We start from the raw sequence: 13,161 nt of genomic DNA, 5'->3' as shown, positions 1-13,161 counted from the left end.
GCCTCCGCAGACAGCACAACAAGTAGTCCCATGCTAACGCAAGAGCGCGGCCCCGCATCCGCAAGGCCGCGCTCCCTCAGGTATTTACAATCTCTCAACGAGCGGAGCTACCCTACTCCTCGTCGTCCTCGCCATCGTCTTCATCCTCAAGATGATCCAGCAGGTAGCGCAGGCCCTCGCTAACCTCGTTAGCAGGCACCTTGGCAACGTAGCGCGCGTCGACGGCGGGCCTCATGATAACACCCTCGCCCGAAGGCACACGCATGCTCTCGAGCTCATCCTCATCAGTGCGGGCGATATCGCCGGCGTTCATACGCTGACCAGTCAACAGGAAGGTCAGACGGCAAGCGGCATCGATGGAAATCGAAGCGATGCGATCGAGGTAGCGTGAAACCATGATGGCGCGACGCAGGTCGTCATAGTTGCTGTCGTCGTCCATAAAGTCGCCCGTATCCATACGGTTAAAGGTGCGGAAGAACTTCTCGTAGGCAGCGTGCACTGGCTCGTCCTCGACGGCCAGGTTGCAGATGATGGACATGTCATTGGTGACGAGCGCAGAAAGCGAAGAGCCCAGCACCTGGTAGACGGCCTCAGCCTCGGCCTCGACCGTGCCGACAAGCTCCTTGGGCAGCGAGATGTCGGCCTTGATCATATGACGCGTGGCGCGGCAAATCTGACGGACCTTATCGGTCATGCGCTGCAGGTTAAAGTCAACATAGATGATCGTCTGAAGCAGGCGGAAGTCGGAGGCGACCGGTGACTGCGTGGCAATCAGGTTGTAGCAGACGGCCTCCAGGTTGGCGCAGCGTGCGTCAATCGAAAGCGTGCGCTTCTTGGTCTTGGTGGCGAGCTTGCGGTCGTCGGTCACATAGGCCTTTACGGCATCGTGGAGGGCCAGATCGACGGCCTCATAGATGCTCAGCATCTCGTGACGGGCCTCGATGAGCTGACGGGAAAACAGTTTGCGCATGGTTCACTCCAATCAGTTGGGTGCGGTCATGCCGCCCGCACAGTGAATACGCACCGGACCAGGTCCGATCGGCTTGGGACTAGTCGCACCGATCAGCCAAAGCGGCCGGTGATATAGTCTTCCGTACGCGAGTCCACCGGGCTGGTGAAGATCGCGTCGGTTTGACCATACTCGATGAGCGTGGCGGGCTCGCCGGCAACTTCCTGCAAGAAGAATGCGGTGTAGTCGCTGATACGAGCTGCCTGCTGCATAGAATGCGTGACGATGATAATCGTCATCTCGGGCGCCAGCTCGGCCATCAAATCCTCAACCTTAGAGACGGACGTGGGGTCGATGGCGGAGCAGGGCTCGTCCATCAGAAGGACATCGGGTTGCACCGCAAGCACGCGGGCGATGCACAGACGCTGCTGCTGACCGCCCGAGAGCGCCAAACCATCCTTGTTGAGCTGATTGGATACCTCTTTCCAGAGGTTGGCGCGCTTGAGCGATTCTTCCACGATGTCATCGAGGTCGCTTTTGCTAGTCACGCCCTGCAGACGAGGGCCAAAGGCGACATTCTCGTAGATGGATTTGGGAAACGGGTTGGGCTGCTGAAAGATCATGCCCACGCGACGACGGAGGTCGACCGGGTCGACGCCCTCGGCATAGATATCATTGCCGTCGAGCGTCATGGTGCCCTCGACTCGCGTACCCTCGATCAGGTCATTCATGCGGTTGATGCAGCGCAAGAACGTCGACTTGCCGCAGCCCGAAGGGCCAATGAAGGCGGTGATGGCGTTTTTGGCGATGTTGAGGTCAAGCCCCGTCAGCGCATGAAAGTCACCGTACCAAAAGTTGAAATCCTTGGCCGTGATGGCTGCTTGCTCCGGCGTGGGAGCGGACTGATAGACGGACATGGGACTCCTTAATTAGTGGCGTTTGCGCGACAGGTAGCGCGCAAACAGGTTGAAGGCCAGAATAATCGCCATCAGCAAAAGCGCGGTGCCGTAGGCCGCGTTCATGTTGATGCCGTCGTTGGCAAGCAGGTACAGGTGAACCGTCATGGGGCGGCCGGAATCGAGCGGCGAAATAGGTAGATTGATGGCCTGGCCCATGGTGTAGAGCACCACGGCGGTCTCGCCGATGGCGCGGCCGATGGCAAGGACGATGCCGGTGGCAATACGACCAAAGGCCGAAGGAAGTACGATCTTGGAGACGACCTGCCACTTGGTGGCGCCCAAGCCGTACGCGCCCCAACGGATATAGCGCGGAACGGCGCGAATGGCCTCTTCGGTGGTGCGCATGACGATAGGCAGCATCAGAAGCGCCAGCGCCAGAGCGGCAGAGACCATCGAAAGGCCCAGGCCCATGGCCTCGACAAACAAGGCGTAGCCAAACAGGCCCATAACGATGGAGGGCACCGACGCCAAAGCGTCAGCAGCGTAGCGTATGAGCTCGACGACCTTGCCCTGCTTGGCGTACTCGGCCAGATAGACGGCTGCCAGCACAGCGATCGGCGTGCAGATAAGCATGGCGAGCGCCGTCACGTAGACGGTCGAGACGATCGTGGGCCAAATGCCGCCCTCGGCGTTGACGCCCTGGGGCCAACCGAAGATAAAGTCGAACGAGATATGCGGCAGACCGTTAATGACCACGTAAGCGATGATAGCGACCAGCACCAGCGTGGTGATGTATGCTGCGGCACGGAACACGCCAAGCATGATCTTATTGGACAGGTCTTTGTTGATGCGGCCCTTCTTGCCGTGGGAAAGGGCACGCTTGATGCGCTCGCGCGACGAGGTCGTATCGACCGTCGTGTCAACGGAATCGGACATAGCCTACCCCCTCTTCTTCTTGGAAATCAGACGGACGATGCCCACCAGCGCGGCGGAGATGATAAACAGGACCACACCCATGCCGAACAGCGCCGAGCGGTGCAGACCCGAGGAATAGCTCATGTCGAGCGCGATCTGGCTCGTGAGCGTCGAGATGGGGCTCGCAATGCTGTCGGGAATAACCGGAGCGTTACCCACGACCATGAGCACGGCCATGGTCTCACCGATGGCACGGCCCATACCCAGCACGATGGCATCCACGATACCCAGCTTGGCGGCAGGTAGCACGACCTTATAGATGGTCTGCCACTTGGTGGCGCCCATGGCATACGATGCCTCGCGAATGCCCATGGGAATGGAATTGAGAGCATCGATGGTGAGCGTGGTGATGGTAGGGACGATCATGATAGCAAGCACGAACCACGCCGTCAGCGCACCAAAACCAAGACCGCCGGTCAGTTGCGCGATAAACGGACGGATGATGATCATGCCAAAGAAACCGTAGATGATGGAGGGAATGCCCGCCAGCAGGTCGACGGCGGGGCTGATGAGTTTGCGCACGCGCTTGCTGGCGATCTCGACCAGATACACGGCCGTGCCCACGCCCAGGGGCACACCCATGGCGAGCGCACCGACGGTCACGAGACCCGAGCCGGCCAGCAGCGACATAATGCCGTAGTGCCCCTCGGAGGGCGCCCACGTAAAGCTGAAGAAGTCCGCCAGGCCAATGTCGGTAAAGACGGGCAGCGCCGAGTACGTGGTAAAGACAAAAATCAGGATGACGGTAACGACCGCCAAGAACGCGCAGGCGAAGAAGATCCACTGCAGCGCCTTCTCCTTGATATAGGTACTGCGCGATACGAGCGCCAGCTCGCGCTTCTTGGGCGCCTGAACATTCTGCTCAGTCTGGGAGTTTTCCCGTGTTTCCATGCTACTCACTCCCCTTCTCGTCGTTGGTGACGGGAATAAAGCCCGCCTCGCGAATCTGCTTGTCCATCTTTTCGGACGTCACGTAGTCGATGTAATCCTGCGCCTGCTGCGAAGGCGCACCCTTCACAAAGAAGTACAGGTCACGCGAGATGGGATAGCCGCCGCTCGCGACCGTCTTCTCGGACGCCTCAACATGATTGACCGAGGCGGCCTTGACCGAGGTCTTGGCGTTGAGGCTATCGACGAAGCCCAGCGAAATGTAGCCAATGGCACCGCGCGAACGAGATACCACGTCGCGCACCTGACCCGTGCCCGAAAGAACGGCCGAGCGACGATCGAACGGGGTACCGTCCATCACGATGGTGCGAAAGGCCTCACGCGTGCCGGACGCCTCATCTCGGTTGATGACCTGGATCTTCAGGTCCTCTCCGCCGACTTCCTTCCAGTTGGTGATCTTGCCGGCGTAAATATCGCGGAGCTGCCCGGTCGAGAGGTTATCGACCGGGTTATCGTCGTTCACGATGACCGCGATGCCGTCGTGCGCGATCACAATCGGGGTCAGGCCCAGATCCTGCTCGTCGGCATTGAGGCCGCGAGATGAGCTGGCGATATCGGCCGTGCCGTTGCTGACGGCCTCGATGCCCGCAGAGGAGCCCAGACCGGAGACAAGTACGTCGATGCCGGTCTCTTCCTTAAAGCCCTCGGCCGCAATCTCGGCAATGGGTAGGCAGGTGGTCGAGCCGGCGACGGTAATGGAAGAAGTAGAAGATCCCGAAGAACAGGCGCACAGCGTAAGCGTAAGCACAGCGGCGCTCAGGACCGATACGATCTTTCTCATAGCATCACGCCGATCGCAGCATGGCGCCCACAGGTGCCGTTCTCGTTACGGTAGGAATAAAAGCGGTCGTTCTGACGCACAGTCGAAAGCTGGGTATCCACGATATTATCCGCGTCGACACCGACATCTACCAGTGCCTCGCAAATGGCAGCGGAAAGATCGAGCATGCGAGAGATGCTCGCATCGATGCACGAGAACTCGGCAGCAAAGCGATCCATGAGTTCCTGGGACACCTCATATTCGTCACCCAAGATATGGGGACCGATATAGGCGGAAACGTCGCTCGCATCGCAGCCGGCAGCATCGCAAAGCGCCTGGCACGCCTTGGCGGAAATACGTGCAATCGTGCCCTTCCAACCGGAGTGCACCACGGCAAATCCGCCGGGGGCCACCAGCACCACGGGAACGCAGTCGGCAAAGCAGAGCAGCACGGGCACGTTATGCGCCGTACAGACGATGGCATCGCAGCCCTCGGCAATCTGCTCGCGAACGTCCTCAAGGTCATCGGCGCCGTTCGAGGTCACCGCAACGATATGGTCACCATGGATCTGATTGGGAACGAGCAGGTTGTGCTCGCACTCGGCGGCACCCATAGCCTCGAGCGCGCGACGACGATTTTCTTGAACAGCAAAGGGATCATCGCCAACATGCGAGCCCAAGTTGAGTGAGGAGTACGCATCTTCGGAAACACCACCGACGCGCTCGGTGAAGGCAAAGCGAACATAGGATGTCGCGCCCTCCACCAACGTAACTCCATCATGGTCGACACGCGAAACTTTGTCCGCACGCGCTGCCATACTAAAGCCTCCTAATAACACAAGTACGCGGCATCGCCGCTACAGCCCGCGTTTATACGGCTGTCATACTTCCTTAAAAGGATACCTGCTGCACTGGAGGCAATCGTAAAGGGAACGTAAAGAGATTGGAGGTTCTAGTTTACAAAGTCGAAATAAAAAGGGCGCATCCATACGGACACGCCCCTGTGCACAACAATGCAAAGAACGACTTAGAAGCTACCGCGCTTCAGGAAGTCGGGAAGCTCGAACTGATCGTTGCCGAAGTTAGGAAGCTCGGTGCCACCGACGTTGCGGGTCGGAGCGGCCTGAGCCGGGCTGGCGGCAGGAGCGGTGCGCTGCGGCTCAGCGGAGGCAGCGACCTTGCTCTGAGACTGCTGAGCAGCAAAGAGCTCGTCCTGACGGTTGACGTTGGAGTCGGAGAAGCCCGTAGCGATGACGGTGATACGCACCTGATCGCCCAGGGACTCGTCGACAACGGTACCGAAGATGATGTTGGCCTCGGGGTCGACGGCGTTGGCGACAACGTCGGCGGCGTCGCTGATCTCCTGGATGCCCAGATCCTTGGAACCGGCGATGGAGAGCAGCACGCGCGTGGCGCCATCGATGGAGCTCTCGAGCAGCGGGCTGGAGATGGCCTGCTGGGCAGCGTCGACGGCACGGGTATCCCCAGAAGAGGTACCAATACCCATCATGGCGGTACCGGCCTGCTTCATGATGGTCTTAACATCGGCGAAGTCCAGGTTGATGATACCGGGGACGGTGATGAGGTCGGTGATGCCCTGGGTGCCCTGGGAAAGGACGCCATCGGCAATCGCGAAGGCCTCGAGCATGGTGGTCTTCTTCTCGGCGATGTCGAGCAGCTTATCGTTAGGAATGACGATCATGGTGTCGACGCAATCGGAGAGGGTCTTGATGCCCTCCTCGGCGCTCTTCTTGCGCTTGCGGCCCTCGAAGGTGAAGGGCTTGGTCACGACGGCAACGGTCAGTGCGCCGACCTCGTTCATCGCGATATCGGCAACGATGGGAGCAGCACCGGTACCGGTGCCACCGCCCTCGCCGCAGGTGATGAACACCATGTCGGCGCCAGCGAGCGCCTCGGCAATGTCGTCGCGGGACTCATCGGCAGCCTTGCGGCCAACCTCGGGGTTGGCGCCGGCGCCCAGGCCGCGGGTAAGGTCGGTGCCGATGTGCACCTTGATATCGGCATCAGAGATCGCGAGTGCCTGAGCATCGGTGTTGATGGCAACAAACTCGACGCCGCGGATGCCCTCTTCGATCATTCGATTGACCGCGTTGGTACCGCCGCCGCCGACGCCGACCACCTTAATGACGGCAAGGTAGTTGTTGATCTCTGTCTCGTGCATGTCGGTCCTCCGAACAAAGGTTATAGCCATAGCATGGGTCGACCCCTGCGCACATTAACCTTCAGGTTGAAAGTAAATGCAAAGGTAAACCGTATTATGTTTGCACATTATGAACGTATCAGTCAAATAATTGACCGTGAAAACCAAACAAACCAGATAAACGGCGTGGTATGGCCCCTCAACAAAGCATCAACCAGCGCTACGAGGTCGGAGCATTCCTAAATGTGTAGTTGCCCGGAGAGCGCACATTGATATACGTTACGCCCTCTACCTGCGAAAGCAACTTAGTGACTACGCGTTCTTTCTTGGCGATATCGTCCGAATCGCCCAGCGACACCTCAATGCCGTTATTGAGGTTTGCCGAGATGGCTTCGACCGAAGGCGTGGAAATATCCTTGACTTGTCCCAAGAACTCGCTCGAAAAACCACGCACATAATCCAAGCCAGCCTTAACGGCCTTGGAGCTCACCGCCTGGCCGGAAACCGGAGCGACATCCGCCGAGACATCAGTCAGCAACACCGCGCCATAGTGCTTAGCGAGCGCCAGTGCGGCATCAATGCCGGTCAGGGTATTTGAGCCCTGCCCTGTCGTGATGACGTTGCCCTGGTCGTCCACTTCGACCGACGTCGACAGCGGGGCGATCCAAGTGTCATCATCACCGATGGCCCAGGCAAGGTCATCGGAGCTGATATAGGCAATTGCGATGACCTTGCGCTCCGTCGGCGTAATGATGAGCGTATGCGGGAACTGACGCTGGACATCCACGCCCGAGACCCACGGGTTCTGCTTGAGGTCCTCGGTAATCTGGTCGGGATCGACGTCAAAAAGCGACGTTCCCTCGGGCAAATCGATCAGCTGGACAGCATCGTGCTTCGTCACATGCTCGCTGCCTTGAATCTGAATATCAGTGGCGGTAAACAATCCAGAGTTGATCACCACGATGGCAACGACGACGAGCACGGCCAAGACGGCCAGAACGCCGCCCAGGATTTTGCCTTTGCCTGCAACGACAGAAGCGGCGTCTGATGTTTTATTTGCCATCGCCCCAAGTGAAGACAACGGGTTGACGCCTTTTTTACCCGAAGGCTTCTCGGCGGTAGCCGACACCGATGTCAGCGAGCGCGGTTTCGATGCGCCTAGCATGCGACCCGGACGCGCCGCTTTAGTTCCCGTCGAGGGCTTAGGAGCTGCCATGGGACGGGCAGGCTTGGCGCCCAAAACAGGCTTTGACGTCACCGAGGGACGCGAGGACTTTTTTGCGGCCGGACGATTACCGAGCTGCGAGCCGACGACCGGACGACTGGTCTGTCGAGCATGCCCGACAGACTTAGAGTGCGCGACGGTATTGCGTTGAGGTTTGGCAGGCACGCCGGAACGCCCTCCGGCGCGGCGGAAGGTGGGTTTCGATGCTCTAGAAGCCGAGGAATTTAACTTCCGGTCTGAGCTCGATGCCATACGCCTCCCTCACCTTTCCGTGCACATGTCTGATAACCGCGGCAACGTCATCGGCCGAGGCAGTTCCGTTATTAACGATAAAATTAGCGTGAACGGGCGATACTTCCGCGCCGCCAATCGAAAAACCCTTTAATCCACAATCCTCGATAAGCTTGCCCACACTCGCATCGGGCGGGTTGCGAAAGACCGACCCGCAGGATGCGCGACCCATGGGCTGTGTACGCTTGCGCCTCGTCAGGTACCGCTCCATGCGCTCGCGAATGTCGGCCTTGGGCGCCGGTTTAAGCTTGAGCACGCACTCGAGGATAATCTCATTGCGGGGAAGGCTACATTCGCGGTAGCCCCAAGTGATCTCGGACCCCGCATAATGCTTGATACCGGATGCCGGGTCAAACGTTACGACATCCTCGACCAGCGAGCCAATCCACTCGGTCCGTGTGCCGGCATTCATAGATATCGCACCTCCGACCGAACCAGGGATGCCAACGGCAAACTCAAGGCCCGAGAGGCTACGCGACAGGGCATCGTTGACCAGGCGCGCAAACATCACGCCCGCACCGACCGTCAGCGTACAGCCGTCATCGGCAACAACCGTGCGCTGAAACTCACGTCCGAGCGAAATGACGGCACCGCGATAACCGCCATCGGCAACTAGCAGATTGGAGCCCTTGCCGATGATGACCCACGGCACCTGCTCGCGATCGAGCACCGCCACGGCGCGGCGGAGGGCATGATAGCTATGGCACGTCACGAAGAGGTCGGCCTTGCCGCCGATACGATAGCTCGTATGACGCGCAAGGCGCTCGTCCTCGATCACATCCGTGTCGATCATGCCCGAGAGCGCCATGACGGCGTTAAACAGACCCATTTGACTTAAGCGTCTTTCTTGGCAGTCAGATACTCGATGAACTCGGGACCGACGGTCGTAACGTCACCGGCACCCATGGTGAGCAGCAGGTCGCCCTCGCCCACCATCTGCTCGAGCTCCTGATTGAGTTCAAGACGGCTGGAGCAGTACACGACCTCCTTGCCAGGATGCTTGGCGCGCACGGTATCGGCGAGCATCTTAGAGGTGACACCCGGAATGGGCATCTCGCCAGCCGAGAACACATCGATCAGCAGCAGTTTATCGGCATTGGCAAATGCATCGGCAAAGTCGTCGCACAGGGCCTGCAGGCGCGAATAGCGGTGCGGCTGGAATACGACGTCGACGTGCTTGTAGCCCAGCGACGAAGCGGCAGCAAGCGTCGCCTTGATCTCAGTGGGGTGATGGCCGTAATCATCGACCACGGTGATGCCATCGATATCGCCCACGTGGGTAAAACGACGGCGGACGCCCTCAAAGCTCGAGAGCGCCTTGGCGGCGGCGTCGATGTCAAGGCCCAGGACATGGGCGACGGTGAGCACCGCCGTGGCGTTGAGCATGTTGTGGCGACCGGGATTGCTCTTGATCTCCACAGCCTGCTCAGTGCCGTCCTCAAAGCGAACGATAAAGTCACTCTGGATGCCCTTGACATCCGGATGCACGCAGACGACATCGTTGCTCTCGGCAAAGCCGTAGGAAAGCACGTGACGGCCCGTCGACTTGGCGAGCTCGACCAGATGCGGATCCTCACCGCAGACGATGACGGTGCCGTCCTCGCCCACCAGGCTCATGAATTTGGCGAAAGTTGCCTCGATCTCCTCGATACCCGAGTAGTGATCGAGGTGGTCGGCCTCGACGTTGGTCACAATGACCACGTTGGGGTTCAGGAACAGGAAGGAGCTGTCGGACTCGTCGGCCTCGGCGACAAAGTAGTCGCCCGAGCCGTTCTTGCCGTTCGTGTCATAGCCCTCGACGATGCCGCCGATCAAGAAGCTCGGATCCAGGCCCATGCGGTCGAGCATGGTGGCGCACATCGAAGACGTGGTGGTCTTGCCATGCGTGCCGGCAACAGCGACGGTGGTGTAGCCGTGGCCCAAAGCAGAGAGCATCTTGGCACGGGGCCACACGGGAATACCAAGCTCGCGAGCGCGCACAAGTTCAGGGTTGGACTCCGGAATAGCGGTGGAGACAACAACCACGTCGGGCTTGACCTCGTCGATCGTGGCGGCCTCATGGCCCACATGCACCTTCACGCCAGCGCGGGTAAGCTGGCGGATATAACGTGACGTCTTAAGGTCAGAGCCGGTAACGGCATAACCGCGCTCGTGCAGAACGAGGGCGATGCCGCTCATGCCGGCGCCGCCGATACCGATAAAGTGGGCGCTCTTAAACTTGGGCGCGGAGGTTGCAGTCTGGGAATCAGCCATGTGCTCGTGTACTCCTTGCGTAAACACTGCCTGTAACCCGTTAACTGTACCGCACCTACCGCATCAGCGCGAGGGCGACCGACGATATCCCGTCTAACTAACGCAAACCCTCTACCGCATCCGCCAGAAGAGCGACGGCCCTATCCTGAGCCAGACCACGCGCCGCCTGACGCATGGCGTCGCGCGCCGACGCATCATCGACCAGGTGCAGCAGCTCATCGGCAAAGGCAGAACCGTCGATATCGGCATCGGCGCAGAGTACGCCGGCCCCGGCGTCGACCAGATAACGGGCATTGGTGGTTTGGTGGTCGGCCGTCGCATGCGGATACGGCACGAGCACCGAGGGCACGGCAAGCGCAGCGATCTCGGCCACGCTCGATGCGCCCGAACGCGAGAGCGCCAAATCGGCAGAAGCCAGCATATCGCCCATGTTGTCGATGTAAGGCTGGACGCGGTAACGCTTCGCTTCCTCGGGCGTCAGCGCCAAAGCGCGCTCGGTCTCCTCAAAGCCGTCGGCACCCGTCGAATGCAACACATAGAGGTTCTTGCGCGAAAGCAGCTCGTTTTTGAGCGAAACCACGCGCTCGTTGAGGTGCTGGGCGCCAAGTGAACCGCCAAAGACGAGCAGCAGCGTAGCGTCCTCGGGAACGCCAAGTGCCTTGCGGCCGCGAGCGCGATCGCCCTCGATCACCGAGCGACGTACGGGGTTGCCGGTCATGAGCACATGGTCAGGGTCGCCTTCGCGCTCAAAGACCGCGCGCGCTGCCGGCACCGAGATGCACACGCGGGCGGCGTGGGAGTTCATCATCTTGTTGGCCAGGCCCGGAACAGAGTTCTGCTCATGCAGCAGATACGGAACGCCCGCGCCCTTGCACCACCCCAGCAGCGGAACCTCGACATAGGCACCAAAACCGATGCCGGCATCGGGCTTGCCGACCTTTGAGAAATAACTGGCGAGCGCACGCTTGGCCTTGTTGACACGCCACAGCGAGGTCAGCGCCGTCCAAGGACGGGAGCGGTCGAAGCCCGTGACCGTAATGGGCACAAAATCAAACCCGGCCTCGGGGACCAGACGACCCTCGAGCTTGCGCGACTGGCCCACGAACACAACGTAGTGACCACGGTCACGCAGCTCTTCGGCCAAGGCGAGCGCAGGGTTGATGTGTCCTGCCGTGCCGCCGGCTGCAATAGCAACGGTCATCTTATCGGTCATGGTAGTCCCTTCGTACACGCGGTCCCTGGTCGTCGGTGCGCAGACGCGCCGACGGGTCCGAGTTCAAATCGATTCGATTATATCCGCCGCCCGCGTTGCGAGGGCTGGGGCGCTGCGGACGACCTTGCGGAGCCGTTCGCGGGCGTGGACGGGCTACCGGCTCGGATGCAGAACCATCCAGAACGGTAAAGCCGCTACGCGAAGGTCGTTCACCGCGCACGTGGGGCACGCCGGCGGTGCTCTCGTCCATAACGGCAAAGCTCTCACGGCGGCGGTCATGCTCATCGCGGCGGGCACTCTCGTACGAAACGCGCAGGATCAACCCGACGAGCATAAGCGACACAATAATCGACGAGCCGCCGTAGCTAATAAACGGCAGCGGCTTGCCCGTCATGGGAAACACATTGAGAATGCCCAGCGCGTTGATCAAAAACTGCACCGCAAGGATGACCGCGGAGCCAGACGCCATAAGCGCTCCGCGACGGTCGGTCGCCTGCTCGGCAATGCGAAACGCCGAGTAGATCAGCATCGCAAACACCAAGAAGAACAGCACGGTTCCGACAAAACCGGCCTCCTCGCCAATGATGGCCAGGATGTAGTCGTTGTGCGCCTCGGGCAGATACGAATACTTCATGGTTGAGTTGCCGATGCCACGGCCGAACAGGCCGCCCGAGGCAAAGGCCATGATGGCAAGCGTGGCCTGATAGCCGTCACCATACTCGTCGGCCCAAGGGTTCAAGGCAACCTGAATACGCACCATACGGTACGGCTCTGCAACAAGCGCAATCACGATCACGAGAATGCCGAAGATTATCACGCCGAGGATGAATTTGGGGTCGAGACCCGCGAACAACGCCATGCACATGAGGGTCAACAGGATGATCAGGACGGTACCGAAATCGGGCTGGATAAAGATCAGAAAGAGCGAAATGCCCAGGTAGATGCCCATCTTGAGAAGGAATTCGTTGATGTTGCCACCGGGCGAAAAGAAGCGGTCGAGCATGATGGCCGAATACGCGATGGCAAATGGCTTTAAAAACTCGGAAGGCTGGAACTGAATGCCGGCGATGTTGAGCCAGCGCGTGGCGCCACGGCTGCCGCTGCCCACCAAGAAAACCAGCAGAAGCAAGAGCATCATGCCGATAAGGAAGATCCTGAGCACATCCTCCCCAAACCAGCTGTCCGGCAAAACGCGCACGATGGCAATCAGCGCTAGAACACCGATCGCGGTAAACGCGGCCTGTCGACCCAAAAAAAACGTCGCCGAGCCATTCTCGTGCAGCGCCTCGACCGAAGATGCCGAGTACACCATCAGCAGGCCAAAGCACACCAAGGTAAACAGGCAGGCCATGAATATCAAACGGGGGCGCATGATACGGGCGGGAACGCCGGCAATATAGCGTTCGCTAAACGTCTGCCCGCCGCGACCGGAACGCGGATTGCTGCGCCGCGAGGAAGCACGGTCCGAGTCGGGCCTCCTCATACCT

The 13,161-nt window shown here is 59.8% G+C and carries 12 protein-coding genes; all 12 read right to left on the bottom strand.

What is annotated here, in order from left to right; genetic code table 11:
- Window positions 1–112 precede the first annotated feature (112 nt).
- A complete protein-coding gene (locus DW123_RS04300; RefSeq protein ID WP_117734956.1) occupies window positions 113–970 on the bottom strand; it encodes a PhoU domain-containing protein in 858 nt (285 codons plus the stop codon).
- A 92-nt stretch (window positions 971–1,062) separates the two neighbouring features.
- Window positions 1,063–1,866 (bottom strand): phosphate ABC transporter ATP-binding protein PstB, encoded by an 804-nt coding sequence (gene pstB / locus DW123_RS04295; RefSeq protein ID WP_117647229.1) that lies wholly within the window; start codon window positions 1,864–1,866, stop codon window positions 1,063–1,065.
- A gap of 12 nt (window positions 1,867–1,878) precedes the next feature.
- Window positions 1,879–2,784: a phosphate ABC transporter permease PstA gene (gene pstA, locus DW123_RS04290; protein WP_118273587.1), complete on the bottom strand. Its 906-nt coding sequence runs from the start codon at window positions 2,782–2,784 to the stop codon at window positions 1,879–1,881.
- Window positions 2,785–2,787: 3 nt separating this feature from the next.
- Window positions 2,788–3,714: a phosphate ABC transporter permease subunit PstC gene (gene pstC, locus DW123_RS04285; RefSeq protein WP_118273586.1), complete on the bottom strand. Its 927-nt coding sequence runs from the start codon at window positions 3,712–3,714 to the stop codon at window positions 2,788–2,790.
- Between the two features lies 1 nt (window position 3,715).
- On the bottom strand, window positions 3,716–4,552 hold the full coding sequence (locus DW123_RS04280; protein ID WP_117734953.1) for a phosphate ABC transporter substrate-binding protein: 837 nt from the start codon (window positions 4,550–4,552) through the stop codon (window positions 3,716–3,718).
- Complete coding sequence (locus DW123_RS04275; RefSeq protein ID WP_117734952.1) at window positions 4,549–5,349, bottom strand: polyphenol oxidase family protein; 801 nt, start codon at window positions 5,347–5,349, stop codon at window positions 4,549–4,551. The genes DW123_RS04280 and DW123_RS04275 overlap by 4 nt, the downstream gene beginning before the upstream one ends.
- A 209-nt stretch (window positions 5,350–5,558) precedes the next feature.
- On the bottom strand, window positions 5,559–6,713 hold the full coding sequence (gene ftsZ, locus DW123_RS04270) for a cell division protein FtsZ (protein WP_117734951.1): 1,155 nt from the start codon (window positions 6,711–6,713) through the stop codon (window positions 5,559–5,561).
- Between the two features lie 199 nt (window positions 6,714–6,912).
- Window positions 6,913–8,082 carry a cell division protein FtsQ/DivIB gene (locus DW123_RS04265; RefSeq protein WP_233540123.1) on the bottom strand — a complete coding sequence of 390 codons (1,170 nt, stop codon included), beginning with the start codon at window positions 8,080–8,082 and terminating at the stop codon, window positions 6,913–6,915.
- Between the two features lie 43 nt (window positions 8,083–8,125).
- A complete protein-coding gene (gene murB / locus DW123_RS04260; protein WP_006234257.1) occupies window positions 8,126–9,037 on the bottom strand; it encodes a UDP-N-acetylmuramate dehydrogenase in 912 nt (303 codons plus the stop codon).
- A 5-nt stretch (window positions 9,038–9,042) separates the two neighbouring features.
- Entirely contained in the window at window positions 9,043–10,461 is a 1,419-nt protein-coding gene (gene murC / locus DW123_RS04255; protein WP_118273584.1) for a UDP-N-acetylmuramate--L-alanine ligase, read from the bottom strand.
- A gap of 97 nt (window positions 10,462–10,558) precedes the next feature.
- Entirely contained in the window at window positions 10,559–11,674 is a 1,116-nt protein-coding gene (gene murG, locus DW123_RS04250) for an undecaprenyldiphospho-muramoylpentapeptide beta-N-acetylglucosaminyltransferase (protein ID WP_118273583.1), read from the bottom strand.
- On the bottom strand, window positions 11,664–13,157 hold the full coding sequence (ftsW, locus tag DW123_RS04245; protein WP_118273582.1) for a putative lipid II flippase FtsW: 1,494 nt from the start codon (window positions 13,155–13,157) through the stop codon (window positions 11,664–11,666). Before ftsW ends, murG begins: the two co-directional genes overlap by 11 nt.
- Window positions 13,158–13,161: the final 4 nt, after the last annotated feature.

Source organism: Collinsella sp. AM10-26, from assembly GCF_003472525.1.
Lineage (GTDB): Bacteria > Actinomycetota > Coriobacteriia > Coriobacteriales > Coriobacteriaceae > Collinsella.
This window is presented reverse-complemented; position numbering and strand designations above follow the sequence as displayed.

Excerpts from the sequence above, each read along its gene's own strand:
- DW123_RS04300 (WP_117734956.1), bottom strand. The coding sequence starts at position 970 with ATGCGCAAACTGTTTTCCCGTCAGCTCATCGAGGCCCGTCACGAGATG.
- pstB (WP_117647229.1), bottom strand. The coding sequence starts at position 1,866 with ATGTCCGTCTATCAGTCCGCTCCCACGCCGGAGCAAGCAGCCATCACG.
- pstA (WP_118273587.1), bottom strand. The coding sequence starts at position 2,784 with ATGTCCGATTCCGTTGACACGACGGTCGATACGACCTCGTCGCGCGAG.
- pstC (WP_118273586.1), bottom strand. The coding sequence starts at position 3,714 with ATGGAAACACGGGAAAACTCCCAGACTGAGCAGAATGTTCAGGCGCCC.
- DW123_RS04280 (WP_117734953.1), bottom strand. The coding sequence starts at position 4,552 with ATGAGAAAGATCGTATCGGTCCTGAGCGCCGCTGTGCTTACGCTTACG.
- DW123_RS04275 (WP_117734952.1), bottom strand. The coding sequence starts at position 5,349 with ATGGCAGCGCGTGCGGACAAAGTTTCGCGTGTCGACCATGATGGAGTT.
- ftsZ (WP_117734951.1), bottom strand. The coding sequence starts at position 6,713 with ATGCACGAGACAGAGATCAACAACTACCTTGCCGTCATTAAGGTGGTC.
- murB (WP_006234257.1), bottom strand. The coding sequence starts at position 9,037 with ATGGGTCTGTTTAACGCCGTCATGGCGCTCTCGGGCATGATCGACACG.
- murC (WP_118273584.1), bottom strand. The coding sequence starts at position 10,461 with ATGGCTGATTCCCAGACTGCAACCTCCGCGCCCAAGTTTAAGAGCGCC.
- murG (WP_118273583.1), bottom strand. The coding sequence starts at position 11,674 with ATGACCGATAAGATGACCGTTGCTATTGCAGCCGGCGGCACGGCAGGA.
- ftsW (WP_118273582.1), bottom strand. The coding sequence starts at position 13,157 with ATGAGGAGGCCCGACTCGGACCGTGCTTCCTCGCGGCGCAGCAATCCG.